Source organism: Arthrobacter sp. 35/47, from assembly GCF_000520475.1.
GTDB classification, from domain to species: domain Bacteria; phylum Actinomycetota; class Actinomycetes; order Actinomycetales; family Micrococcaceae; genus Arthrobacter_D; species Arthrobacter_D subterraneus.
Map to the genome: position 1 here is coordinate 136792 of NZ_KI914582.1, position 25627 is coordinate 162418.

Annotated in this window: 22 protein-coding genes and 2 tRNA genes; 9 read left to right on the forward strand and 15 right to left on the reverse strand. The window is 64.4% G+C overall.

Annotation, left to right across the window (positions count from 1 at the left end; translation table 11 throughout):
* A partial coding sequence (locus tag X803_RS22485) for a hypothetical protein (protein ID WP_216699020.1) occupies positions 1 to 234 on the forward strand: 234 nt, incomplete at its 5' end.
* Between the two features lie 194 nt (positions 235 to 428).
* Here the strand turns inward: X803_RS22485 and X803_RS0102200 are convergent.
* The 4 genes from X803_RS0102200 to leuC all read right to left on the reverse strand — a co-directional run bounded on the left by X803_RS0102200 (position 429) and on the right by leuC (position 4917).
* Positions 429 to 1187 (reverse strand): lysophospholipid acyltransferase family protein, encoded by a 759-nt coding sequence (locus tag X803_RS0102200; protein WP_026543846.1) that lies wholly within the window; start codon positions 1185 to 1187, stop codon positions 429 to 431.
* An 18-nt stretch (positions 1188 to 1205) separates the two neighbouring features.
* Positions 1206 to 2549 carry a UDP-N-acetylglucosamine 1-carboxyvinyltransferase gene (murA, locus tag X803_RS0102205; protein WP_026543847.1) on the reverse strand — a complete coding sequence of 448 codons (1344 nt, stop codon included), beginning with the start codon at positions 2547 to 2549 and terminating at the stop codon, positions 1206 to 1208.
* A gap of 258 nt (positions 2550 to 2807) precedes the next feature.
* Entirely contained in the window at positions 2808 to 3407 is a 600-nt protein-coding gene (gene leuD, locus X803_RS0102210; RefSeq protein ID WP_026543848.1) for a 3-isopropylmalate dehydratase small subunit, read from the reverse strand.
* Positions 3408 to 3444: 37 nt separating this feature from the next.
* Positions 3445 to 4917, reverse strand: a complete 1473-nt coding sequence (leuC, locus tag X803_RS0102215) for a 3-isopropylmalate dehydratase large subunit (RefSeq protein ID WP_026543849.1) — start codon at positions 4915 to 4917, stop codon at positions 3445 to 3447.
* Positions 4918 to 5032: 115 nt separating this feature from the next.
* Here leuC and X803_RS0102220 point away from each other — a divergent pair, with 115 nt between their 5' ends.
* The gene (locus X803_RS0102220; protein WP_026543850.1) at positions 5033 to 5752 is read left to right on the forward strand and encodes an IclR family transcriptional regulator; all 720 of its coding nucleotides are present in this window, start codon (positions 5033 to 5035) and stop codon (positions 5750 to 5752) included.
* A 91-nt stretch (positions 5753 to 5843) separates the two neighbouring features.
* The gene (locus X803_RS0102225; RefSeq protein ID WP_026543851.1) at positions 5844 to 6374 is read left to right on the forward strand and encodes a DUF1697 domain-containing protein; all 531 of its coding nucleotides are present in this window, start codon (positions 5844 to 5846) and stop codon (positions 6372 to 6374) included.
* Here X803_RS0102225 and X803_RS0102230 read toward each other — a convergent pair whose 3' ends face one another.
* From X803_RS0102230 to X803_RS21725, 8 genes are all read right to left on the reverse strand, one after another.
* The gene (locus tag X803_RS0102230) at positions 6375 to 8033 is read right to left on the reverse strand and encodes a GTPase family protein (protein ID WP_026543852.1); all 1659 of its coding nucleotides are present in this window, start codon (positions 8031 to 8033) and stop codon (positions 6375 to 6377) included.
* Positions 8030 to 9835: a dynamin family protein gene (locus X803_RS17285; RefSeq protein ID WP_035777529.1), complete on the reverse strand. Its 1806-nt coding sequence runs from the start codon at positions 9833 to 9835 to the stop codon at positions 8030 to 8032. Before X803_RS17285 ends, X803_RS0102230 begins: the two co-directional genes overlap by 4 nt.
* A gap of 103 nt (positions 9836 to 9938) precedes the next feature.
* Positions 9939 to 10011, reverse strand: a tRNA-Glu gene (locus tag X803_RS0102240).
* Positions 10012 to 10144: 133 nt separating this feature from the next.
* Positions 10145 to 10216, reverse strand: a tRNA-Gln gene (locus X803_RS0102245).
* Positions 10217 to 10283: 67 nt separating this feature from the next.
* Positions 10284 to 11009 (reverse strand): HAD family hydrolase, encoded by a 726-nt coding sequence (locus tag X803_RS0102250; RefSeq protein WP_026543853.1) that lies wholly within the window; start codon positions 11007 to 11009, stop codon positions 10284 to 10286.
* Positions 10999 to 12495: a glutamate--tRNA ligase gene (gene gltX / locus X803_RS0102255; protein WP_026543854.1), complete on the reverse strand. Its 1497-nt coding sequence runs from the start codon at positions 12493 to 12495 to the stop codon at positions 10999 to 11001. The genes X803_RS0102250 and gltX overlap by 11 nt, the downstream gene beginning before the upstream one ends.
* Before the next feature lie 62 nt (positions 12496 to 12557).
* Complete coding sequence (locus X803_RS0102260) at positions 12558 to 13331, reverse strand: fumarylacetoacetate hydrolase family protein (protein WP_026543855.1); 774 nt, start codon at positions 13329 to 13331, stop codon at positions 12558 to 12560.
* Positions 13332 to 13434: 103 nt separating this feature from the next.
* A complete protein-coding gene (locus tag X803_RS21725) occupies positions 13435 to 13578 on the reverse strand; it encodes a hypothetical protein (protein ID WP_156929938.1) in 144 nt (47 codons plus the stop codon).
* A 237-nt stretch (positions 13579 to 13815) separates the two neighbouring features.
* Here X803_RS21725 and X803_RS0102270 point away from each other — a divergent pair, with 237 nt between their 5' ends.
* Together X803_RS0102270 and X803_RS17290 are read left to right on the forward strand one after the other, a co-directional pair.
* Entirely contained in the window at positions 13816 to 14844 is a 1029-nt protein-coding gene (locus X803_RS0102270) for a hypothetical protein (RefSeq protein ID WP_026543856.1), read from the forward strand.
* Positions 14845 to 15329: 485 nt separating this feature from the next.
* Complete coding sequence (locus X803_RS17290; RefSeq protein ID WP_035777531.1) at positions 15330 to 16373, forward strand: hypothetical protein; 1044 nt, start codon at positions 15330 to 15332, stop codon at positions 16371 to 16373.
* Between the two features lie 34 nt (positions 16374 to 16407).
* On the opposite strand, the gene X803_RS0102280 is transcribed toward X803_RS17290, so the two are convergent.
* The gene (locus X803_RS0102280) at positions 16408 to 17967 is read right to left on the reverse strand and encodes a carbohydrate-binding protein (protein ID WP_026543857.1); all 1560 of its coding nucleotides are present in this window, start codon (positions 17965 to 17967) and stop codon (positions 16408 to 16410) included.
* 238 nt (positions 17968 to 18205) lie between these two features.
* On the opposite strand from X803_RS0102280, the gene X803_RS0102285 reads away from it, so the two are divergent.
* The 3 genes from X803_RS0102285 to X803_RS17295 all read left to right on the forward strand — a co-directional run bounded on the left by X803_RS0102285 (position 18206) and on the right by X803_RS17295 (position 22571).
* Positions 18206 to 20530 carry a glycosyltransferase family 2 protein gene (locus X803_RS0102285; RefSeq protein ID WP_156929941.1) on the forward strand — a complete coding sequence of 775 codons (2325 nt, stop codon included), beginning with the start codon at positions 18206 to 18208 and terminating at the stop codon, positions 20528 to 20530.
* Positions 20531 to 20602: 72 nt separating this feature from the next.
* The gene (locus tag X803_RS0102290) at positions 20603 to 20986 is read left to right on the forward strand and encodes a SpoIIAA family protein (RefSeq protein ID WP_051470367.1); all 384 of its coding nucleotides are present in this window, start codon (positions 20603 to 20605) and stop codon (positions 20984 to 20986) included.
* Entirely contained in the window at positions 20976 to 22571 is a 1596-nt protein-coding gene (locus tag X803_RS17295; protein ID WP_084033278.1) for a putative bifunctional diguanylate cyclase/phosphodiesterase, read from the forward strand. Before X803_RS0102290 ends, X803_RS17295 begins: the two co-directional genes overlap by 11 nt.
* A gap of 67 nt (positions 22572 to 22638) precedes the next feature.
* Here the strand turns inward: X803_RS17295 and X803_RS0102300 are convergent, their stop codons facing one another.
* Positions 22639 to 23745, reverse strand: a complete 1107-nt coding sequence (locus tag X803_RS0102300) for a branched-chain amino acid aminotransferase (protein WP_026543860.1) — start codon at positions 23743 to 23745, stop codon at positions 22639 to 22641.
* Between the two features lie 112 nt (positions 23746 to 23857).
* Positions 23858 to 24913, reverse strand: a complete 1056-nt coding sequence (locus X803_RS0102305; protein ID WP_026543861.1) for a 3-isopropylmalate dehydrogenase — start codon at positions 24911 to 24913, stop codon at positions 23858 to 23860.
* Between the two features lie 161 nt (positions 24914 to 25074).
* Here X803_RS0102305 and X803_RS0102310 point away from each other — a divergent pair, with 161 nt between their 5' ends.
* Positions 25075 to 25584: a hypothetical protein gene (locus X803_RS0102310; RefSeq protein WP_026543862.1), complete on the forward strand. Its 510-nt coding sequence runs from the start codon at positions 25075 to 25077 to the stop codon at positions 25582 to 25584.
* The last annotated feature ends 43 nt before the right edge of the window (positions 25585 to 25627 follow it).

Genomic DNA, 25627 nt, shown 5'->3' on the forward strand with positions numbered 1-25627 from the left:
TTTGGCGTGTTTACCGTGATTGGTGCATTCGTTTTGCTGCCTTCCAACTACTCGAGCTCCGGTGTCTGGATTGGACTGTTCCTGGGCTACCTAGTTGGACTGGTATACGCAGTAGTCAATTTTTCCCTCAAAGGCGGCCCGGAGCCGGGTGATTGGTGGGTAGCACCTGCTGCAAGTTGCTGTCTCATCTTGGTGGCCGCATCCCTAGCGCGAATGAAACCAGCAAAAGCCTGACGTAGCGCAACTGCTAGTCGACCCCGTCGGCGATTACGAGTTGGTCGGCGAAATAAGCCGCGCCGTTTGCCGGATGCCGGTGAACGATCGAATCGTGCGCGAGGGGTTCGGCTTACGCAGCACGAGGCGACCGGCTATCGGGCGGCTTGCAGTGACGTGTATCGCTGCAATTCATATGCCCGGAGGCCGACGCGTCACTGGCCCTCACCCGCAGGGGACTCGAAGTTCCGGCCCACCTGCTTCTGGTTTTTCACTGTCGGGTCCCAGCGCTCAGCCGGCGGTGTTTCACCGCGCAGCTCGCCAACCAGCTCTGTCAGCGAATCCATGATCCTGTTGGTTGCCGCATCGAGGGTTGTGCGGGTGATCGGCCCGTCCCTGAACTCCGACAGGTCCACCGGCTTGCCGACGAGCACCCGGGACGTCTTGCGGGGGAACAGGTAGAGCCGCTTCGCGTACCGCGGAAAGACCTCATGCGCTCCCCAGTGGGCGATAGGGACAACCGGTGCTCCGGTCTGCAGTGCCAGACGCGCCGCCCCGGTGCGCCCCTTCATGGGCCACATGTCCGGGTCCCGGGTGAGGGTGCCCTCCGGGTAGATGATGATTCCGCCGCCGCCCTCGATAGCCTCTTTGGCGACATCGAGCGAGCGGTTTGCCCCCGCCGTCGTGCGTTCCACCGGCACCTGGATGGTGGCGCGCAGCACAGCACCCAGGACCGGAACCTTGAACAGCGACGCCTTTGCCAGGAAGTGGGGCATCACCTTGTGGTTGTAGAGAAAGTGCCCGATCACGATGGGGTCGATTTCCGTCACGTGGTTGGGGCAGACAATAAAGCCGGTGTTCCGCGGAAGGTTCTCGGCGCCCTTCCACTGCTTCGACATCATTGCGTTCATCAGCGGCCGGAGGATGACTCCGAGCACCGCGAAGGTGGCGCGGGACGAGGCGGGTTCAGTCATGCTGGTGTACGGCCGCGTCTAGCGGCCTGTTCCTGCATCTGCCGATTCCGTCACGTCGAAGTCCGCTCCGAGGCCCTCGAGCTTGTCCTGGAAGCGCTCGTAGCCACGGTTGATCAGCTCGATGCCGGTTACCCGGGAGGTTCCGTTCGCTGCCAGGGCAGCGATGAGGTGGCTGAAGCCGCCGCGGAGATCGGGTACGTCGATGTCCGTACCGTGCAGCTGCACCGGGCCGGAGATGACTGCTGAGTGCAGGAAGTTCCGCTGGCCGAAGCGGCAGGGAACACTGCCGAGGCACTCACGGTGCACCTGGATGTTCGCGCCCATACGCACCAGCGCATCGGTGAAACCGAACCGGTTCTCGTAGACGGTTTCGTGGACGATCGAAACGCCCTCGGCCTGCGTCAGCGCAACCACCAGCGGCTGCTGCCAGTCCGTCATGAAGCCCGGGTGGACATCCGTCTCCAGCACCAGCGGTGAAAGCTTGCCGCCCGGGTGGTAGAAGCGGATGCCGTCATCGGTGACGTCGAAGGCGCCTCCGATTTTGCGGTAGGTGTTCAGGAATGCTGTGAGGTCCAGCTGACGCGCGCCCTCGACGTAGATGTCGCCGCGGGTGACCAGCGCCGCCGATGCCCAGGACGCGGTTTCGTTGCGGTCGGAGATGGCTTTGTGGTTGAAGCCGCCAAGTTCCTCGACACCTTCGATCCGGATGGTCCTGTCGGTCTGCACCGTGATGATGGCGCCCATCTTCTGCAGGACGGCGATGAGGTCCATGATCTCCGGCTCGACGGCGGCACCGCTCAGTTCCGTGATGCCCTCGGCGCGGGTAGCCGTGAGGAGGACCTGCTCGGTGGCTCCGACGCTGGGGTACGGCAGCTCCAGTTTTGCTCCGTGGAGCCCCTTGGGAGCCGAAATCGAAATTCCGCCCGGACGCTTGTCCACGACGGCACCGAAGTTCCGGAGCACCTGCAGGTGGTAGTCGATCGGGCGGTCACCGATCTTGCATCCGCCGAGGTCGGGAATGAATGCCTCGCCGATGCTGTGCATGAGCGGGCCGCAGAAAAGGATGGGAATCCTGGAGTCCCCGGCGTGGGCGTCGATGTCCTTGGACGCCGCCATCATGGCGTTGGCCGGGTCCATGGTCAGATCACCGGTCACGGGATCCTTGGTCACCTCGACGCCGTGCAGCTTCAGCAGGCTGGTGACGACATCGACGTCCTTGATTTCAGGGACGTTCCTCAGCACCGACGGTGCGCTTCCCAGCAGCGCCGCGACCATAGCCTTCGGCACCAGGTTCTTGGCGCCGCGGACGGTCACCTTGCCTGCGAGAGGGACACCACCACGGATTGTCAGAACGCTACCCATGAACACCTATTTCCTTCAACGTGTAAGCCCCAACAGCAGATAAGACTCCTGCTAAGCATAGGAGCTACTGTTACCAGACTGAAATACCGACGCCGGCCGCACGGGGCCGTGTTGGACCGGACGGGGGCCGGTACGGCCCCTCAGAGGGTGCAAACAGCGCGGTTCCGCCCGGCATTCCGCCCGCTGTGCGTGATCTTGCTTGCACCGGCCTGCCTGCAGTGCGTTACCCGCAGTACGTTGCCTGCGCGGGCGGCCAGGCTAGGTGCGGGCGGGCAGTGTGGTGGGTTTGAATCCGGGTCGCGTGGCTTCGTACGCGGTGATGGCCTCCTCATGGCGCAGGGTCAGTCCGATGTCATCGAGACCTTCCAGGAGGCGCCACCGCGTGTAGTCGTCAGTCTGGAAGGGGGCGACGATGGAGCCGCACGTCACCAGGCGAGCCTCGAGGTCAACGGTGATCTCGGTGCCCGGATGGTTTTCCAGTTCCTTCCAGATCAGCTCGATGTCGTCCTGGGCCACCTGCGCGGCGACGAGGCCCTGCTTGCCCGAGTTCCCGCGGAAGATGTCGGCGAAACGGGAGGAAAGTACCGCCCTGAAACCGAAGTCCTTCAGCGCCCATACTGCGTGTTCCCGGGAGGAGCCCGTGGCGAAGTCGGGTCCGGCGACCAGCACTGACCCGCGGTTGAACGGTTCCCGGTTCAGGATGAAGTTTTCGTCCTTCCGCCAGGCGGCGAACAGGGCGTCCTCGAAACCGGTCCGCGTGATCCGCTTGAGGTAGACCGCAGGGATGATCTGGTCGGTGTCCACATTGCTCTGCCGCAGCGGAACGCCGATGCCGGTATGGGTGGTGATCTTTTCCATGGTGCTCCTTATGAGGGTGTGCCCCTCGTGCAAAGTGTCAGGCAGCGTGGCTGGTGGTGCCGTCGTCGGAGGGCAGTGCCGCTGCCGGCGGTACGGGGTCCAGGTCTGAAGGGGAACTGAGGGTGCCGCGCACCGCGGTGGCGGCAGCCACCACCGGCGAGACGAGGTGCGTGCGACCGCCCTTGCCCTGCCGCCCCTCGAAGTTGCGGTTCGATGTGGACGCACACCGCTCTCCCGGCGCCAGTTGGTCCGGGTTCATGCCCAGGCACATTGAGCATCCGGCGAAACGCCATTCGGCGCCGAAATCCTTGAAAACCTTGTCCAGACCCTCAGCTTCCGCCTCAAGACGCACGCGGGCGGATCCGGGCACCACCATCATGCGGATGTTGGGATCCTTCTGCCGTCCGCGGATGATGTCCGCGGCGAGCCGCAGGTCCTCAACGCGGCTGTTGGTGCAGGAACCGAGGAAGACAGTGTCCACCCGGATGTCCTTCATCGGCGTACCGGCCTCGAGGGCCATGTACTCGAGCGCGCGCTTGCAGGCCGCCTTTTCATTCTCGTCAGCGAAGTCCTCGGGAGCCGGCACGGACTGGCTGAGCGACACGCCCTGGCCCGGGTTGGTTCCCCAGGTGACGAAGGGCTCGAGCTCATTGGCGTCGAGGAAGACCTCCGCATCAAAGGTGGCGTCGTCATCCGTCCGCAGTGTCCGCCAGTACTCGACGGCGGCATCCCAGTCAGCTCCCTGCGGTGCATGAGGGCGGCCCAGCAGGTACTCGAACGTTGTCTCGTCCGGAGCAACCATTCCGGCGCGTGCCCCAGCCTCGATGGACATGTTGCAGATGGTCATGCGCGCGTCCATGGACAGTGCCCTGATCGCCGAGCCGCGGTACTCCAGGACGTAGCCCTGGCCTCCGCCGGTGCCGATCTTGGCGATCACGGCGAGGATGATGTCCTTGGACGTTACAGCTGGCTTGAGGGTTCCCTCGACATTGATTGCCATGGTCTTGAACGGTGTCAGCGGTAGCGTCTGGGTGGCCATGACATGCTCCACCTCCGAGGTGCCGATGCCCATGGCCAGTGAGCCGAAGGCGCCGTGGGTCGAGGTGTGCGAATCACCGCAGACCACTGTCATGCCGGGCTGGGTCAGGCCGAGCTGCGGGCCGATGATGTGCACGATCCCCTGCTCGGCGTCCCCCAGGGAGTGCAGCCGGACGCCGAACTCCCTGCAGTTCGCGCGGAGAGTCTCGATCTGCGTGCGGCTGGTGGGATCGGCGATGGGACGGTCGATGTTGATAGTCGGGGTGTTGTGGTCCTCGGTGGCGATCGTCAGGTCAGGCCGCCGAAGCTTCCTGCCGGCCAGGCGAAGTCCCTCAAAGGCCTGCGGCGAGGTCACCTCGTGAACGAGGTGCAGATCGATGTAGAGCAGGTCGGGTTCGGCCTGGCCGTTGACGACCTCCCCCCTGCGCACAATATGCGATTCCCAGACTTTCTCTGCGAGCGTCTTGCCCATGGCCGGTTCCTCCGCGTGCCTTCGTGTGGATCTTCCAATAACTGAAGCAGGCGGGCTTCAGTGCGCGCCACCCCAATCACTTGCGTCTCAGATAATGAGACGGCAATATCAAGTTATGGACAATTCTAGTGGCGTCGGCGTCATTGATAAAGCGGCTCTTGTACTCGCCGCGCTGGAGGCCGGTCCCACGACGCTCGCCCAGCTCGTGACTTCCACCGGCCTGGCGCGCCCTACCGTGCATCGGCTTGCCCTGGCTCTTGTCCACCACCGTCTGGTCAGCAGGGACATGCAGGGCCGCTTTGTGCTGGGAAGCCGGCTTGTTGAACTTGCGTCCGCCGCCGGCGAGGACCGGCTGATCGCCTCCGCAGGACCGGTCCTCCTCCAGCTGCGGGATGCGACCGGCGAGAGCGCGCAGCTCTTCCGGCGGCAGGGTGATGCCCGTGTCTGTGTTGCATCCGCGGAACGTCCGATCGGTCTCCGCGACACCATCCCGGTGGGAACACAGCTGTCCATGCGAGCCGGCTCGGCCGCACAGTGTCTTCTCGCCTGGGAGGACCATGACCGGCTGCTCAAGGGCCTGCAGAACGCGCGTTTTACGCCTACTGTCCTGGCCGGGGTGCGGCGTCGTGGCTGGGCACAGAGCCTCGGGGAACGGGAGGCCGGCGTGGCCTCGGTGTCTGCTCCGGTGCGCGGACCGTCGGGGCGTGTCATCGCTGCAGTTTCAATCTCCGGTCCCATCGAGCGCCTGACCCGCCAACCCGGACGGATCCATGCCGAGGTTGTGGTGAACGCCGCGCAGCAGCTGACCAATGCGGTCAGCAAGTCCGCCGAGTAGCGGAAATTTCGCGCACCTCTGGCGGCTTTCCAGCCCTCGAAGCCGCCAAATCTGCACAAAATTTGGGGGATGACGGCGTTACGCTGTGGCCATGGCCAGATACGCGGTGTTCCTCAGGGGCGTGAATGTCGGCGGCATCACGATCAGGTCGGCGGAGCTCCGACAGGCATTCGAGTCCCTCCCCGTCTCAGGAGTGAAGACCCTGCTCGCCTCCGGGAATGTGGTCTGCACCAGCGGCCTCACCGCTGATGAGCTGAAGTCCCACAGCGAACAGCTCCTCCGGGAGCGGTTCGGATATGACGCCTGGGTGGTGGTGCTGGAGTTCCGCACGCTGGAGGGCATTGTTGCGCAGTGTTCCTTCCCTCCGGACGATCCCGCCACGCATACCTACCTCACGCTCTTTTCGGATCCGGCAGCCCTGGACGAAATGCTTGAGTTTGCTCGTTCTGCCGGCGAGCCGGTCCAGGCCCTGGACTCAACAGCGCTCGTCTGGCAGGCACCCAAGGGCGGCACACTGGACAGCCCGCTCAATGCCTTCTCCAACCGCGCACGGATCCGCAGCACAACAACCACCCGCAACCTGCGGACCGTTCTCAAGGTACTCGCAGCTCTTCGGGAGTGACTACCGGCGTGCACCCGCGGTGTGCACGGCGCGCACAAAGCCGTTGTAGCGGTCTATCTCCGCCGCCACGGGCCCGACGGCCACCGCCTCCGTGGTCTCGCCGATCGACCCAACCAGCCGGCGTCGTACGCGCTTTCCGCGCCTGCGCGCTCCAAGCCGCGCCAGCGCCGCGCACAGAATGCCGAGTGCAATACCGGCAGCCACTCCCCCGAGTGCCAGCAGGGTCGGGACCGGGATCCCTTCGACGGTCGGGGACTCGGGCACCGGGAACTGCAGGAACGCCAGGACCGCCAGCAGGGCGAGCCAACCGATACCAACCACCATGGCGGCGAGGAAGAGCCATTGCAGCACTCCCGCAACCGGCCACCACCAGGCGCGGGACCCTGACTGGAAGTCAGTGCGGGCAACGGCTTCATCCAGCCGCTCGAGCAGTTCCGGCTCAGGGCTCCTCGCGGCATCCCTGATGGCCGTGCGCCATGGCTCCACCGCGCCGGAGGAAAGCTCCTCACCGAAGGTGCGCAGCGCCCGGTCGACGGAAGCGCGCTGGGCGGGTCCGGGTTCCGGCAGGGAGGTTCGGCCCACGAAGTTCCCCACGTCGCTGCGCCGGAGGTTCAGCCGCCGTAGCGGGTCGGCACGGAGTTTTCCGAGCCAGCGCGTCACCAGCCACCCGGTGACGGAGTGGGCATCCCTGCGGTAGGAACGTACGACGGCGTCAATCACCGCATCGGTGCCGGTCGCCCCGGCCAGGCGGTGGGCCAGCGCGGTGCGGGTTGCCTTTGACGGGCCCGCCAGTTCGGGTCCGGTGAACCAGCGGAGGGATTCGACCGCTACGTCGACGTCCGCGGACAGCCGCCCGGTTGCGGCTTCCTTGCGGCGAACGATAGCGCGGATTTCCTCCGCGAGGCCGTCCAGACCCCTCCCGGTGACGGCGGAAACAGCGTGCACCACCGCGGAACCGTGTCCTTCGGCAGCGAGGATCCCCTTCAGCGACCGGTTCACCTGTGTGAGGTCGGCCTCGGAGAGCCTGTCGGACTGGTTCAGCGCCACCAGGATGACGGACTCATGGGTTGCCAGCGGTGCCAGGAACTCCCGGTGCAGCGCAGCGTCGGCATACTTCTGCGGGTCCGTGACCCAGAGCAGCACGTCCACCTGGCCCGCGAGCCGCTCCACGATGGCGCGATGGCCGAGCGCGGTCGAATCGAAATCGGGCAGGTCGAGCAGGATCAGTCCACCCTCGACACCCTCGTTCCGGTTCCCCCGGTGCCCGTTGCGCGCGGGAACCAGCAGCGGCGCGCCGTCGGGCATGACGTGCCGCTTCTGCACCTGGAGCCAGTCGAGGAGGTCCGCGCTGCCCTCCTCGCCCCAGATCACGGCCAGTGGTTCAGCGGTAGTAGGCCGGCGGGCTGCGACGCGCGCAAGGTCCGTCCCCGTCAGCGCATTCAGCAGCGATGACTTTCCGCTGCCCGTCGGTCCGAAGATTCCGACGACGGTATGCGCCGCGGAGAGCGACCTGCGTGAGCTCGCGCGGTCGAGGACGTCATAGACGGCGCCGAGTTGGTCTTCATCGACCCGGCCCTCGGCGAGTTCGCGTGCCTCGTTGACGGCCTCGAGGCGTTCCTGGAGGCGGGACGATGACGCCGCCCCGCGGTGACGGCTCACGTACCGTCCTCCGGCGCCTGATCATTCTTCCGGAGGTCCTCCGCCACGGAACGGCGCTCGGTCAGGCTGACGGCCAGAGCGCGCAGGTGTTCCGATGACGGCTCGTCCGCGAGCACGCGCAGACGGTCCGTGAAGCGCTCCCGTTCCGCGTCCATGAGCGTCTCGCAACGCTGCTGCAGCTGCCTGCGGGCCGTCCTGGTGAGCCGCCGCACGGCATCTTCGCCGAAGATCGCTTCCAGTAGCTTCTGCCCGACGACGGCGGAACCTCCCGCGATGAGAACCTCACCTCCGGTCAGGCCTGCCGTGGATGCAAACACCACGATCATCAGGGCGACGGCCACGCCGTTGACACCGAACGAGAGCATCCGCGCCGCGAACCGCTTGTCAGCGCCTTCGGACCGGACGAGATCAAGCAGGTCCTTCTGCCAGGCGCGGATTTCACGCGCAACGGTGTCCGTGAACCCGGGCGACATCACGGGTTCGCCCGGGGCCAGGAGCGCGCGCCCCGCGGGCTCGGCGCGCCACTGGCGTTCGGTCTGGTCAGCGGCCTTGGCGGCTTCCTCCACGATCACGGTCTGCAGCCCGCTCTCGATGGCGGTTTCAACAGTGACCGCGCGCGGCGGCTTGCCCGTGAGGTAACCGCCGATACGGTCCCGGATCCGGCCGACCCTGGATTCGAGGCCGCGCATGAACTCGCCCGTGCCGACGAAGTCCTGCCAGCGCGCCAGTACCTCGCCACGAAGCAGGGTGCCGTCCTTGGTCGACTCAAGCACGGCTTCGAGCGCGGCGGCGTAGGACAAACGGGCTGCTTCCTCCAGGCGTCCGGCCGTTTCGGCCTGATCGTCAACAGCGTCCGCCACCTTCTCCACCCGGCGGCCAAGTGCGCGCAACGCTCCTTCGAGAGTGCGCCGTGCGATGTCCCGCCGTCCCTCGGCATCCGCGGAGATAGCCCCGAGCCAGCGGCGGAGCGGGTCCACGCTCTCGGCGGGAAGCATGCCCAGCCCGTCGAGCTGCTCCTCGGGTATGACGAAGATCGGCGCGTGCCCCAGCTGCTCAGCAGCGAGCAGCGCGTGCAGGTCGGCCCGGATTTCCTCCTCCACGCCGTGCGGAACCCTGTCAAGAACGACGGCGAGCAGGATGTCCCGCTGGGCCGCTTCCCGCAACAGATGCCAGGGAACGGCGTCGGCATAGCGGTTGGCGGTGGTGACGAACAGCCACAGGTCAGCCGCCGCCAGCAGTTGGGAGGCGAGACGGCGGTTCCCATCAGCGATCGAATCAATATCCGGTGCATCCAGCAGGGCCAGTCCCTGCGGAATTGTCGCGTCAGGCTGCAGCAGCAGCTGGGCTGCGCTGCCGGACTCGTCCGCCAGCGCGATCTGCGAGGCCGGCACGGCCTGTGCATCCGCACCGACGACGACGGCGCGCTGCCGGCTCAGCGTCGGCAGCACGCGGTCATCAGCGAACCAGTGCCCCTCTGCGGGATGGTGCAGCAGGATCGGCTGGCGTGTGGTGGGCCTTATTGCACCGGACCGGGTCACCGGGTGTCCCACCAACGCATTGACCAGGGTGGATTTACCCGCCCCGGTGGAACCACCGACCACGGCGAGCAGCGGTGCGTCGAGGCTCTCGATGCGGGGCAGGATGTAATCATCGAGCTGGGCCGCGGCCGCTAGAGTCTCCCGCCGGGCGTCGGCGGCTCCCGGAGATTCCAGGGGGAAGGTCAGGCGCCCAAGCGTTTCGCGGACATTGCCCAGCAGATTGACGAGCCCCGCAGCATCGGCGTCCGGCAGCGAGGCATCCATGGTCCCATCATGCCAGTTCCGCGGGACTTCTCAGGGATATCGGGGAGGCGGGCCGGTTAAACGAAATTCCGCCCCAACCGAAGCGGTTGAGGCGGAACCTTTGTGACCCCAGCGGGATTCGAACCCGCGTTACCGCCGTGAGAGGGCGGCGTACTAGGCCGCTATACGATGGGGCCAGTACTGTGCTGCCTGGCGGTTTTCCCGCCAAACGAGCTAGATGATTGTTTCACATCCGATGCTGTGGGCCAAATTGAGCCGCTACCCGATTTATGCCGGGCAATCTGCTCAACTCATGCCGTATATACAGCGCTGGGGTACCAGGACTCGAACCTAGAATGTTGGTACCAGAAACCAATGTGTTGCCAATTACACCATACCCCAATGGCACTTTCCGGCGGCTTTTCCCTGCTTCGCAGCAGGTCAACCCCGTCCGCGCCGAGATACGACTTTACCGGATTCCCTGCATGATGCGCAAAACGTCGGTCAGAGTGGTGATCCGACGGCGGACACTCGTGTTTTCCTGCCCGCCCCGACGGTCCAGCCACACGCCAACCAGCCCTGCCGCATCCGCCCCCTGGGCGTCGAGTACCGGATTGTCGCCCACGTACAGGGTCCGTGACGGTTCCGTGCCCAGACGGCGCGCACCCTCGAGGTAGATCGCCGGATCGGGCTTGGCGACGCCCACCGCATCAATGCCGACGAGCGCGGCGACCCGCTGCAGACCGGCCTTGTCGAGCTTGGCGCGCTGATAGTCGTGCACGTTATTGCTGACGGCACCGTAAGGAATGCCCTGGCGGTCCAGCTCGTCGAGGACAGGGATGACGTCGTCGTACGGTTCGAAATGCAGCGGCAGGATGGCTTCATACGCGTTGTTCCACCGCACCGCAGCCTCACCCTCAAGGGGTTCAGCAAGGAAGGCGGCCTGCGCATGCCGTGCCCGGTGGAGCCGTTGCTCCACAAAACTCAGCTTTCCGGCCAGGTATTCGTCGTAGTAGCCGTGCGGATCCTGGGTGTACAACTGCTTATACTCTGCCCACTCCGCCTCGGTCAGATGCGCCAGTGTATCCGCGCCGACGTGGTGCAGAGTCCTGCCCATCGCAGTCTCAAGGTCCACGAGGGTGTCATCGATGTCGAACAGGACGCCCTGGATCGGGGCGCCGGACTCACTCTTCATACAATGCCCTCACACGGGCCAGGGACGATTCCCTGCCGAGGATCACCATGGACTCGAACAGGGGAGGTGAAATCCTCCGCCCGGAAACGGCAGTGCGGACAGGCCCGAAGGCTACCCGGGGCTTGAGCCCCAGCTCATCCACGAGCACAGCGCGCAGGGCGGCCTGAAGGGACTCCGCAGTCCATTCCGCCTCCTCGAGGGCGCGGAGCGCAGCGGCGAGAACCTCCTTATAGTTCCCCGGCAATGCCTTGCGGGCGTCTTCGGCGATCTCGATCTCGCTGTCCGGGCGGAACAGGAAGCCGATCATCTCCGGGGCCTCACCGAGGAGGGTGATCCGTTCCTGGATCAGCGGCGCAGCTTCCGTGAGGATCGCGAGCTCGCGTGGACCGAGGGTTTGCTTGATCAGTCCGGCCGACTGCAGGTATGGGAGCAGCCGCATCCGGAAGTCCTCCGGGTCCAGCAGTCGCACGTGGGATCCGTTGATCGCCTCCGCCTTCTTCACATCGAAGCGGGCGGGGTTGGCGAGCACGTCCTGCACGTCGAACTTCGCGACAAGCTCATCCACCGTGAAGATGTCCTCATCAGCGCTCAGCGACCAGCCCAGCAGCGAGAGATAGTTGAGCAGCCCTTCAGGGATGAACCCGCGCTCCCGGTGCAGGAACAGATTGGACTCGGGATCGCGCTTGGAGAGCTTCTTGTTGCCCTGTCCCATGACATAGGGCAAGTGACCGAAGAGTGGCATATGCCGCGCTACGCCAATGTCGATCAGTGCCCGGTACAGTGCCACCTGTCGTGGCGTTGAAGACAGCAGGTCCTCGCCGCGCAGCACATGGGTGATACCCATGAGGGCGTCGTCCACCGGGTTGACCAGCGTATAGAGCGGCGCGCCGTTCGCGCGGACTACCGCGAAGTCCGGAACGCTGCCGGCGGCGAAGGTGATCTCGCCCCGGACCAGATCGGTGAACGTAATATCCTCATCCGGCATCCGTAGACGCAGCACAGCGGGCTTTCCTGCGGCCTTGTAGGTCGCCTTCTGTTCGTCGGTGAGGTCCCGGTCGTAGTTGTCGTACCCGAGCTTGACGTCACGGCCTGCGCTTCTGTGCCGCTCCTCCACCTCATCAGGGGTCGAGTATGACTCGTAGAGGTGGCCTGCCGCGACCAGCCGGGCAATGACATCCTGGTAGATCCCGCTTCGCTGCGACTGACGGTAGGGTCCGTGCGGTCCGCCGACCTCAACGCCTTCATCCCAGTCAATCCCCAGCCACTTCAGTGCGTCGAGAAGCTGCTCGTAGCTTTCCTCGCTGTCGCGGGCCGCGTCAGTGTCCTCGATTCGAAACACCATTGTTCCGCCGGTATGCCTGGCATACGCCCAGTTGAATAGGGCGGTCCTGATCAGACCGACGTGCGGCACGCCTGTGGGGGAAGGGCAGAAGCGAACCCGTACCGGAGTTTCGGGTGTGACGGTGGGGAGGGAAGCAGTAGTCATGATGGAGCCCAGTCTACTGTCCGGCGGTGAGCCCACCGGCAGGATCCCTGGCGGCAGGGTCCCTAGCGGCGGACCGGGTTGGACAACCGCCCGATGCCCTCGATTTCCACCTCGTAACGCTGTCCTTCACTGATGAGGCCCACCCCTGCGGGAGTGCCCGTAAGGATGATGTCTCCCGGCAGGAGGGTGAACGCCTGCGACACGTAGGACACCAGATCCCTGACGCCCCAGATCATCTGGTTGGTGGAACCGTCCTGTTTGAGCTCCCCGTCGAGGCGTCCGCGCACAGCAAGGTTTTCCGTATCGAGTTCCGTCTCGATCCACGGCCCGATTGGGCAGGAGGTGTCAAACCCTTTTGCTCTGGCCCACTGGTTGTCCGTCTTCTGGATGTCCCGTGCAGTGAGGTCATTGGCGCAGGTGTACCCAAAGATGACATCATCAACGCGCTCTACCGGTACGTCCTTGCAGATCCGTCCAATGATCACGGCGAGCTCCGACTCATACGAGATTTCCTCGGAGAAGGACGGCAGGACCACCGGGTCACCGGGGCCGATGACCGAGGTGTTCGGCTTGAGGAACATCAGCGGTGCGGGCGGCACCTCGTTACCCAGTTCGGCAGCGTGATCGGCATAGTTTCGACCGATGCCGATGACTTTGCTGCGTGGGATCACGGGTGCAAGAAGCCGGACTTCTTCCAGCGCGTGCCGCACCCCCGTGGGTTGAACACCGCCGTAGAACGGGTCACCGCTGATGACGGCTACTTCCTCTTCCCCTTCAGGACCCTCTACAAGGCCGAACGCTGGATCATCATTGAGCACAAACCGGGCGATACGCATGGACCAAGGCTAGTACACCCGCCGGATACCATGCAGGCCAGCTAACACCCAGGCAGCGCGGGACGCCCGCCTCCGCACGGTAAGGGGGTGCGTTCAGGACCTGTCAGTGGGGCCAGTCGTCAATAAGGATGCCGTAGGTGACCACACCCGACTTCAGTGCGGGCGCTGCGTCTTTGGCGACAGCTGCCGACCCCCCGCCCAGTGCGAGCGCCGCCGTCAGCAGGAGAACTGCGGAGAGTCTTTTCATGTCGGGTTCCTTCAACGAAGAATCGCGGACTGACCTATGTCAGATGATTCAGTATACGTAGGAAGTGTGATATGCAACACCCCGGGGCAACATCTTCCCTGCAGCGCATGCAGCTGATCGCTCTCCGGTTGCGGCGTCTGTCCCAACCGGACCTTTCGGCATAAACTCAAGGAACAGCACGTCGGAACCGCACGGACCGCATTGCCGTTTCGACGCAACCTCAGACAAGGCGGAAGCGTGGCAGCGCATCGTTCGGGCGACCTGATCATGGTGGAGCTGCGCGCACGTGAGGCCTGGAGTCAGCGAGACTACGGTACTGCCAGGCGTCTGGCGGGGTCCGCCGTCGAACTCGCCGCTGCTGCGGACGATCATCACGCCTGGTGGAATATGACTTTCCTCCAGGCGGAGTGCCTCCGTGAGGAAGGATCGCTCGATCAATCCCTCCAATACGCTGAGGCGCTGGGCACCAGCCATCTCACCCTCGAATCCGATGCCCTGAAGGCGCGCGTCCACACCCTTGCCGCCGTCTGCCAGCAGGGGCTTGGGCATCTCGATCAGGCAGTGGACAGTGCAACCATTGCGGTGAGGAGTGCGGCTTCGGTGCGTGATGCTCCAGAGCTCCAGATCGAGGCCCACCATGCGCTTATCGCTGCGCTTGCGGAAAGCGGCCGCCTGGACGAAGCCTGGAGCACGTGCCTGGATCTCTCCACCCACATCACACCGGCCATCCATACCCAGACTGCGGGCAAGGCGTACTGGGTTATCGGGAATGTTGCGTTCATGCGCCACCAGGTCGACGACGGCACGAGGTTCCACCGCCTTGCGGCGGAGCATCTCACCCCGAACAATGATCTGGACCTGTGGGCACGGTTCAACCGCGCGTCCGCTTCCCGGCGACTCGCCGCCGGCGTGGTCGATGCGGAGACACTCGAGTGCATCGAAAGGGCCGAAGTAGCCAGCTCCATTGTGGGCGGCACCGAACGGGACCGGCTTCAGCTCTCCCTGACGCGCGCACACTGGCTATTCCTCACAAGCCAGCTCAACGCTGCTGTTGAACGGCTACGGCCCATCTGCGCGGACGGGTCGGTGCTGTCCCGGCAAACCGAGGGGGAAGCGAACCTGCTGCTTGCCCAGGCGCTGTCTGCACGGGGCGAGGAGCTCCAAGCCCTGGCCCATTTCGACCTGAGTGAACAGTGTTTCATCGAGGCCGGAGCACCTGACCGGGCCGCGCATGTGCGTGAGCTGGTCACCAGGCTCCGTTCCTAGCATCCAGCACAAAAGGGCCCGGCATCAGACAAGCGTCCGACGCCGGGCCCTTGCTGACCCTCAAAGCCAGGATCAGTGGGAACGCACTCGTTACACAGTGGAGCGGGTGCTGTCCGGCCAGTTACCGCTCTTCGCAGTAGTTGTACCCGAGTCCGGCCAGTTACCACTCTTGGCGGCATGAGCAGCTGTGCCGCCCCCAACCAGAAGCAACGCAGTCAGCAAGAGAGTTGCGGAGACCTTTTTCATGATTTGCCCTTGTCACTTGGATGGACGCAGAAAGACCATTTGCTTTCCGCGCTGCACAGCGTCTTCAGTATATGGAGCAGAGCGGGCCAATGGGTGACTTTTTTGTCATCTTTTCCGCAGTTTTCACTCGGGCTAGGGAAAATCCGGGACTTCCTGGGTCTCAGCACCCACAATGGTGCAGACGGTTCTGACAATATGATCCGCAACGGACCGCTCCCAGCAATCATTGGAACGAGGCCATGAACCAGACTCACGAACCCGGGCAGCACGTGTTCCTGGAACTACGCGCCCGGGATGCCTGGGCCCAGCGGGATTATCGGGCCGCCCGGGAATTTGCCGGGCAGGCCCGCGGTGCCGCGGACGCGAACGGTGACGAGAACGCGTCGTGGAACATGGCGTTCCTGCAGCTGGAGTGCCTGAAGAAGGAGGGGCGGTTCGAGGAAGCCGCCTCGACCTCGGAAGCCCTGCGCGCGCACCCGCTGACCCAGCGTTATCCTGACCTCGCCGCCCGGGTGTCCACCTTCCTTGCTGACACCCTGATTGGGCGGGGCAACCTGGAAGCGGCCATGGTTGAAGCCCGGCGGGCCGTCGAAGCCGCAGAACAGGCCACCGGATCACCTGATCTCAGGATCCGCGCCCAGCACGCCCTCATTGCAGCCCTCGCGGAAAGCGACCAGGTTGATGATGCCTGGGAGGAATGCCTTCGGCTGGCGGAACTCATCACCCCGGAGGTGAATTCACAGACTGCGGGCAAGGCGTACTGGGTGATCGGCAACGTGGCCTATCTCAGGCGGGACACCCAAGCCGGCACTGAGTACCACCGACGCGCGGCCAGTCATCTTTCGCCGTCGAACGACCTCGATCTGTGGGCACGCTTCAACCGTGCATCCGCCGCACTTCGCCTGGCCGGCGGAGTGGTGGAGCCCGAGACACTCGAATGCATTGAACGGGCGGAACTTGCGGCATCGATTGTCGGGGGAAGCGAACGCGACAAACTGGAGCTGTCCCTCACACGAGCGCACTGGCTGCTTCTCACGGGCCAGGTTGACGCCGCCGTTGAGCGGCTCAAACCGATCTGCGAGGCATCCTCGCTAATGGCCAGCCAAACGGCCGCCGAGGCCTACCTGCTTCTCGGGCAGGCCCTGGACCGCCTCGGAGATCCGCTCGAGAGCCTGTTCCAGCTCGAGAAAAGCCAGGAATTGTTCCGGCAATCGGGCGCTCCCGACAGGGAAGCCCATGTAGGCGCGTTGATTGACGATGCTGTGCGTAGGTCCGGGGCATAGTCTCCGGGCGTGCCGCAGAATCCTGAAGGAACCCTCAGGGCTTTAGTTCCTCCAGGACTTCCTGGACTTCCTCGTTGGAGAACTTTCGCCACGGTGAGGAGTCAGCCGTCTGCAGGGCCGCTTCGGGACTGTCGCTCCGGTTCCACCACTTCGCCTCAAAGACATGCCCGTCAAACAGAATGCGGTCGCCTTTCTCATAGACCTTCTCCGCATCCCATCCCGGGTACGTCCCGGCCGGTGCGGTGACAACGGGCAGCGGCCGCTCCCCCGGCAGCACGGGCCCGATCAGCGTCCAGGGGGTCTCGGCAGCCTGGAGCACCGGATTGTCCGGCACATCTCCACTCGTCCAGTACTTGGCCGAATAGACCTTGCCCCTCCAGACAACCCGGTCGTCCACCACATAGGTGGATTCCTCCGCCCAGATTGGATAGGGGCTGGTCTCAGGATCATCGACTACCGGTTCCGGAGTGGGCTCCGCGGTGGTTGGCGCCGAGTTCAGGGTTGCTGCCCGTCCCTCGAAACCGGCCCCGAGGATGTCTGCAAAAAGCATCCCGTCCTGTTCGATGCCGCTGCAGCTGTCGGACACGATGCTCACGTCGCCGTAGTTGTCACTGCAGGTGGCGTCACGGTTGAGGGACCACATCGACATCCGGCCCACCCCCGATTCCAGGGCGAACGTATTGAACGCTGCGGCAGCATCGAGATCGAAGACCTCCGCGGGGACATCATTCTGGCCGATCATCGGTGTCAGCCCGATCTTCCTCCACAGCGTCTGAGGCCCGAGGCTGATGCCAGCCCGGTCATACAGGATGCCCAGCTGGGAGTGGGTTGCACGCGCCGCGGCGATCGACGCAACCAGCTGTGATACCCCGGCTTCCCGGCTTCCCCCGTAGTCCATCGTCATGACGTTCACTCCGGCGAGGTCGACGCCGCCTTCAAGCATCGCGGTCACAGCGTCGGTGCCCTGCACTGTCAGCCCTGACGGTGCTACGGGCACAGTGAGCCACACGTTCAAAGTCTTGCCGCCGGCGCGGCGTTCCTCCTGCAGCGCGGCAATTGCCTCGGCCCTTCGGGCGCCCGCTTCGGAGTCGGCGAGATCCTCACCCTCGATGTCCAGGTCGATGGTGGTGAGATCGTAGCGTTCGACGACCGACCGGTACGCCCTCGTCAGTTGCCGCACATCGGTGCAGGTCCGGGCCAGCTCGTCGTTGATCAAGCCTCCGAATGACACGGCAACCTCCCCACCGCCCTGCAGCAGGCGCGCAATCCGCCGGTCGAGGTCCAGCTGCGACTGTGCTTCATCCATGGTGTAGGCGGCTCCCCAGGAGGGCCTGCATTTTTCCTTTGGATCCGCAACGATGAAGGACAGCACCACGCTCTTGCCTTGCGCAGATGCGGGCTGCTCGAACGGATAAAAGGGTGTCGCCGTGGCGTCCACATACCCCGCAAACCACGAGCCCCCGTTGGCGGCGGCGCGCACGTCCTCAAAGCGGTTCCAGCCCACAAAAGTTGACGCTACCAGCGCTCCGACGACGGCGACCAGGACGGTGAGACGGACAGACGAAAGCCTGCGGCCGGGAAAACGTTTGGACATGGGTCCCCCAGATACGAGACCGTTCGGACGGGAACGGTGAGCGTATCGTAACGGTGAAAGGCACCGGAATCAAAATGGTGTACTGTTTCGTCCGTCACACCCTTCACCCTTTTGCTGGGCCGTCACCTCAGCAGGGCGCGGATGTACACCGTTGGCAGCCAGGACCGTCACCTGCAGCAGCCGCATTTGACCGGACATTCCGTGCGGAATGTCCATGAGCGTATGGGGGCGGGGCGGAATGAACCAGGAAGTTGCCCTACCGGAATCACCGGTAGGAACAGCCACAACGTCGGGCACAGCGACGCGGCGCCGGCAGTGGGGATCGGAGAAAAGGTCCGAGCCGCTGTCGATCGTCCATCCACAGCCAACACGGCGGAAGATCGCGCTGGGACGCCTTGGCATCGTTGTCACCATCCTCGGCTGGGTAGCCTATGTTGTCTCGACAATCCTTCGGGAGCTCTCCGAGAATCCGTCGCTCGGCTTCCGGTTCCAGCTGGAGGCCATCTTCTACCTCGTGGTGGTCACCTTCCTGACGTTTTCCGCGCTGATGTACCTGCTCGCGCGGCAGGGAGCGCTCTATCGTTTCCGCGACCACCGTCGCGTCCCCCGCGGTGAACTGGATAGGCACTTCGCCCGGTACGAGGAGAGCATCACGGTCCTGGTGCCCTCCTACGCCGAAGAACCCGACGTGGTCCGCGCAACCCTCTGGTCCGCCGCCCTGCAGGAATTTCCGAATCTGCGGGTGACCCTCCTGCTCGATGACCCGCCTCACCCGACTGACCCGGCGATTCTGGCGCGGCTGGAAGCCACACGAGCCCTGGCAGCCGAAATAGAGAGCACGTTGCTCGAACCGTCGATGCGGTTCAACACTGCCCTCGACGACTACCGGGGCCGCATTGCAGCGAATGCCCCGGCAGGTGATGAACTCCCACGGCTGATCGCCGAGTACGAGGCCGCAGCCGTATGGCTGGAAACGATGGCCGAAAACGAGGCAGTCGACGACCACGTGGACGAGTTCTTCGTGGATCTTGTACTGATGGGCCTCGCTCGGGAACTGCGGCTGACGATCCTGGCGCTGGGCGCCGCGCTGTCCCAGCACAGTGCTCCCGAGCCTGACCGCATGGTCGAGCTCTACCAGCGCCTTGCCCGCATCTTCACCGCATCCATGAACACGTTCGAGCGCAAGCTTTACTCCTCGCTCTCGCACGAGGCAAACAAGGCGATGAACCTCAATGCCTACATCTCCCTCATGGGCAGCCGCTGGCATAAGGAGAAGGCAGCCAACGGTGTTGTACTGCGCCCCGCAGTACAACACCACGTCGATGACCTGGTGGTTCCGGATTCGACGTACCTCCTCACGCTCGACGCCGACTCCCTCCTCCTGCGCGACTATTGCCTCCGGCTGGTCCATCTGCTGGAAGCCCCGGGAAACGAGCGGGTCGCCGTAACCCAAACCCCGTACTCGTCGTTCCGCGGAGCACCGACCCGCATTGAACGGGTTGCGGGCGCCACCACGGACATTCAGCACATCCTCCACCAGGGCATGACCTATTTCGGGGCCACCTTCTGGGTGGGAGCAAACGCTGTGATCCGCAAGCGGGCGATCGAAGACATCGTCGAGGTTGAGAACGTCGGCGGGTTTGATATCAAGACCTATATCCAGGACCGCACCGTCATTGAGGACACCGAATCCAGCGTCGACCTCGGCACACATGGCTGGACCCTGGTCAACTATCCCGAGCGCCTCAGTTACAGCGCCACGCCGCCCGATTTCGGTTCCCTGGTGGTTCAGCGACGGCGGTGGGCAAACGGCGGGCTGCTCATCCTCCCCAAACTCTGGAACCAGCTGCGGGAGCGGAAGCACCGGCGGGAACGCATCCTCGTCCGCGAGATCATTCTTCGCGTGAACTACATGGCCTCGATTGCGTGGGCGAGTTTCGGCCTTCTGTTCCTCCTGGGCTACCCCTACGACAGCCGGCTCCTGAGCCCGTTGGTCTTCATCACGGCGCTACCGTACTTCCTCGCCATGGGCAGCGACCTTCGCGATTGCGGCCACCGTTTCAGTGACATCTTCAGGATTTACGGTTTCAACATCGTGCTCCTGCCTGTGAACCTGGCCGGTGTGCTGAAATCCGTACAGCAGGCATTCACCGGTGAGAAGATCCCGTTCGTACGGACGCCGAAGGTCAAGGACCGGACAGCCGCTCCTGCCCTCTACGTTGTGGTTCCGTTCCTGATCGTGGCGTACTCCCTGTTCACCTTCTGGCGTGATCTCCTCAGCGAAAACTGGGGCAACGCTGCCTTCGCAATGCTGAACGCCCTGCTGGCGTTCTACGCGATCCGCGCCTACATCGGTCTGAAGAACTCGGTCGTGGACATAGTGCTGGGCATCCTGAACTGGCTCTACGTCCCACCGCGGAAACCGAGGCAACGGCGGTCGCCCGTCATCGAGAAGCGGCCCGAGGAAGCTGACTGGGAGGCGATCCTGTACCACGGCGACCGCCGTTTGAACCGCGACATGCGCCAGGGCAATGACCGTCGTCGTCGTATCTCTGTACGGTAGTTTCGAAGCAGTTTTCGTGAACGGGATCTGGGCTCCAATGCGGCGCTCACTGCAAGGAAAGCGACGCTCGGTATGAATGCAGGCTGGCTGACGCCCACAGAGGCACCGGATGCGCCTGCGCCCGTTTCGGTCATCCGCCTGGTCCTCCCGCAGGGCGAGCACATCACCGCGGACATCGCGGACCGGTTCGCGGCCCAGGCCCGCGCAGAAGCAGGGGGCGTCCCGCAGCCCATCCTCCTTGTCATCACCGGCGTAGCCTCGCTCAGCCGCGGAGCCCGCGCCGTCCTGAGCCGTTCCCGCACGGCCTCCTCGATTGCAGTGGTGGGCGGCAGCGCGGTGGACAGGGTCCTTGCGAACTTCCTCATCGGTGGTGAGCCGGCACCCTGCCCTACCCGCTACTTCGGGAATGAAGACGCTGCTCTCGCCTGGCTGCTTGGACCCGCGCATGACGGCTGAGGACGGTGATCCCCGCCTGGCGATGCTGGTTGACGGCATCGTTCGCCTGTCGCGGGGAGACCTCAGCAGCCGGATGACTCCCTCCGCTGCGCGCGATGACGTGGACGCCGTCATCACCGGAGTCAACCTTCTCGCAGAAGAGCTTGAGCTGGTCTACCGGCAGTTCGAAAAGCGCGTGGAAAACCGCACCGCAATGCTTCACCAGGCGCACCTGGACATGAAGCGCATGGCCATGACGGACGCGCTCACCGGGCTGTCCAACCGGGTGGACCTCATTGAGGACATCGAGAAGTCGCTGAACGCGCAGCGCAGCGGCTCAGCCCCGCCGGCGCTCCTCCTGCTTGACCTGGATTCCTTCAAGAACATCAATGACCGGTTCGGCCACGACGCCGGTGACGACGTCCTGCGCGAGGTTGCGGAGCGCCTCCGGAGCGTGGTCCGGGCCACGGACACCGTGGCGCGGCTCGGAGGGGACGAGTTCGCCATCCTGGTGACGGAGGCCACCATGGAGATCGCCCTCGGCGTGGCCAACCGGGCGCTCGAGGTTCTCGCCCAGAGTATCGACGTTGAGGAGTTCAGCGTGCAGCCGCGCGCAAGCATCGGGCTCCGCCTTGCCACCGGTGAACATACCGCCGACGCGCTGCTGCATGAGGCCGATACGGCCATGTATGCGGCAAAGAACGAGGGCCGCAGCACCATTCGGACCTTCGAACCGGTCATGCTCTATGAACGGCAGCTTCGTACCCTCATGGCCTCGGAACTGCGCGACGCCATCGGAACCGACCAGCTCTGCGTTCACTACCAGCCGGTGGTCAACCTGAGCGACGGGTCGGTCAACGGCGTGGAGGTCCTCGTCCGGTGGGAGCACCCGAGCCGGGGAATGATCTCTCCCGAATCCTTCATCCCACTCGCCGAAGAGATCGGAGCCATTTCGGAACTCGACCGGTGGGTCATGACGACGGCGCTCCAGCAGTTCGCGATCTGGCGGGCTGCGCTGCTTGTCCCGGACGACTTCCAGATGCGGGTCAACATCTCGGCGGTCGAGCTGCGCCAGCTCGACATGGTCGACTTCGTCCGCAGCCTGCTCAAGCGGATGTCCGTGCCGCCGCCTGCCCTGGTCATCGAGATCACGGAATCGGCGCTGGTCAGCGGTGGTGAGGTGGAAACCTACTCCCTGCTCAGCTTCAAGCAGCTCGGAGTGTCGATCGAGATCGACGACTTTGGAACGGGATACTCATCGATCAGTTACCTGCGCAAGCTGCCGGTCGACATGGTGAAGGTTGACCGTTCCATCCTGCAGGAGCCGGCCGAAGGGACGTGGCAGCCGCGGTTCGTGGCAGCCGTGTACCAGCTCATCCAGGCGGCCGGTCTGGGTGCCGTCTTCGAAGGGATCGAGACGCGGGAACAGGCACAGTTCCTTCGGTCACTGGGCGAACTGAGCGGGCAGGGCTTCTACTTCAGCAAGCCGCTTCCCGAGCCCGACATCACTGCACTGCTGCGCTCCCGCAGTGCGCTCCCCCTAGGTCAGGACGACGTACTCTCGGGCGGTCAGGCCAACGACGGCACCGCGGGAAGCGACAGCTGAGACGACTGTTGCCCGGCTCCACCGAAGGAACCGGGCAACCGTAGCGGGCTTTTGGCGGGGGGTGCCGCTACACGAGACGGGTCATCCAGCCGTGGGGATCCTCAACCTTGCCCGTCTGGATTCCAAGCAGCTGCTCCCGGAGGGACATGGTGACCTCACCGGCCGAAGGATCAGGCGCGCTGATCACCTCGTCGCCGTCCTTGAGCTCGCCGATCGGGGTGATCACCGCCGCAGTACCGCAGGCAAAGACCTCGGTGATGTCGCCGCTGCCCACGCCGTCACGCCACTCATCCAGGGTGATGACCCGTTCCTGCACATCCAGTCCGCGGTCCCTGGCAAGCTGGATGATCGAGGAGCGGGTGATGCCTTCAAGAATGGTTCCACTCAGTGCGGGCGTCACCAGCGTGCCGTCCCTGAAGACGAAGAAGACGTTCATCCCGCCGAGTTCCTCCACGGCGTTGTTGTTGAACTGGTCGAGGAAGAGCACCTGCTTGCAGTTGTGCGCCTCCGCCTCCAGCTGCGCTGCGAGCGAAGCCGCATAGTTGCCGCCGCACTTCGCCGCGCCGGTGCCGCCGCGGCCTGCGCGGGCGTAGTTCCTGGAGACCCAGATGGAGACCGGAGCCAGTTCACCGCCGAAGTAGTTCGCCGCGGGTGAGGCAATGACGCGGTAGGACACCTCGCGTGCAGGGCGGACACCGAGGAAGGCTTCGGTGGCGATCATGAACGGACGCAGGTAGAGGCTCTCACCGTCGCGGCTCGGGACCCACTCGCGGTCAGCTCCCACGAGCTGGCGCAACGACTCCAGAAAGACTTCTTCAGGCAGCTGCGGCAACGCAAGCCGGGCGGCCGAGCGGTTGAGCCGCGCGGCGTTGGCCTCCGGACGGAAGGTCCAGATGGAACCATCGGCATGGCGGTATGCCTTCATGCCCTCGAAGATTTCCTGGCCGTAGTGCAGTACTGCGGCGGCCGGGTCCATGGAGATGGGCCCGTAAGCTTCCAGCCGGGCGTTACCCCAGCCGCCCTCGCCCTGTGCATCGACGGTGAAGTCGACCACCACGGTGTGGTCGGTGAAGTGGTTGCCGAAGCCGGGGTTGGCGAGAATTGCCGCCCGGTCAGCCTCCGAGGTGGGGTTCGCGGATGGGTACTGGGCAAATTCCAGCTGCGTAGCTGTCATGATTCCTCCACGGTTACCTTGCCGTCGCCTCAAACGACGGACAGGGGCGCCTACGGTGGTCCCTTCCGGGATGCACTCTGACGGTTGGTCGAGTTAATGGGTCCTAACCAGCTTAGGATATCGCCGCCGCAATGGCATCGCCGATTTCCGCGGTGGTGCGAGTCGCGCCCGCCCTGGTAGCGACGTCGTGTTCCACCGCCTGTTCGATGCGTGCCGCCTGCCCGGCCAGACCCAGATGCTGAAGCAGCAGCGCGGCAGAGAGAATCGCTGCCGTCGGATCCGCCTTCTGCTGCCCGGCGATATCCGGTGCCGAGCCGTGGACCGGTTCGAACATCGACGGCGCGGTATGGTCCATGTTGATGTTCCCGGACGCGGCAAGACCGATGCCGCCGGTCACTGCCGCGGCGAGATCGGTGATGATGTCGCCGAACAGGTTGTCGGTGACAATGACGTCGAACCGGGAGGGGTCCGTGACCAGGAAGATCATGGCCGCATCGACATGGAGGTAGTCGTGGGTGACCTCGGGGTACTCCGCTGCCACAGCTTCGACGGTGCGCTTCCAGAGGTGCCCGGCGTGCACCAGTACGTTGTGCTTGTGGACAAGCGTGAGATGCTTCCTGCTGCGCTCGTTCGCCCGGCGGAATCCGTCCCTGACCAGCCGCTCGACACCGTGGGCCGTGTTCACCGAAACTTCCGTGGCGATCTCATGCGGTGTTCCCGTGCGCAGCGCCCCGCCGTTACCGACGTACGGGCCTTCGGTGCCTTCGCGCACCACCACAAAGTCGATTGCACCCGGATTCGCCAGGGGACTCGGCACGCCGGGATAGAGCTTCGAGGGGCGGAGGTTGACGTAGTGGTCGAGGCTGAAGCGCAGCTTCAGCAGCATCTCGCGCTCGATGAGGCCCGAGGGAATGCGGGTATCCCCCGGGGCCGCTCCCACTGCGCCGAAGAGGATGGCGTCATGGCTGCGCAGCTGTTCCAGCGTTTCGGCTGACAGCGTTTCACCCGTTGCCAGCCAGTGCTCGGCTCCGAGTTTGTATTCGGTGAGGCTGAGTTCGGTGTCCACAGCGGCCGTCGCTGCCCGGAGTACTTTCACTGCCTCGGCGATGACCTCCGGTCCGATGCCGTCCCCGGGAATCACTGCCACATTGATGCTTTTTGAAGTCATGGGATCAGCCTAGGCAACCATCCCGCATCCCGGACAATTCCGTTTCGTATATTGAGACGCCGGCGGTAGCCTGCGCGTGGGAACGTTGGCCCGACCGCCCTGACCTGCAAAGATTACTTCACGGTCCGCGGACGTGGACTGTAGTGAAACCAGGAGGCCATGTGAGGACACCCACCAAGGAAGAACGGCAATGGCTGTTCCGCTACCTTGAGGACCATCTGCTCGGCGCAACCAGCGGTGTTCGGCTCTTCAAAGAAGCCGCGGACACCTGGGAGGGTACGCCCCATGGGGAAACCCTCACACATCTGCATGAGGAGATTTCCGGTGAGCGCTCGGAACTGCTGGCTTCACTCGAAGCGCAGGGGCACACGCCGAACGCAGCGAAAATGCTCCTCGCCCAGGCGGGTGCGGCCGTCGCCCGGATAAATCCGCTCAATATACGCGGAGGCGAGAACGGCCCGGGCGCCCAGCTGGAGCTCGAAGCGCTTCAGAGCCTGGTTCGCGGCAAGGAGGCTCTGTGGGAAACGCTGCTGGCGCTGCTTGATGACGGCTGGTCATTCCCCAAGTACGACCGGGAACGCCTTTCCCACCTTGCGGAGCGTGCCCGGGGCCAGCAGCAGGAGATCGCGGCCATCATGTGTTCCACTGCTGCGGAGCGTTTCCGCGCCTGACCTGCACCGTTCCACCCGGTGATTCGGCAGGACACACCCCGTT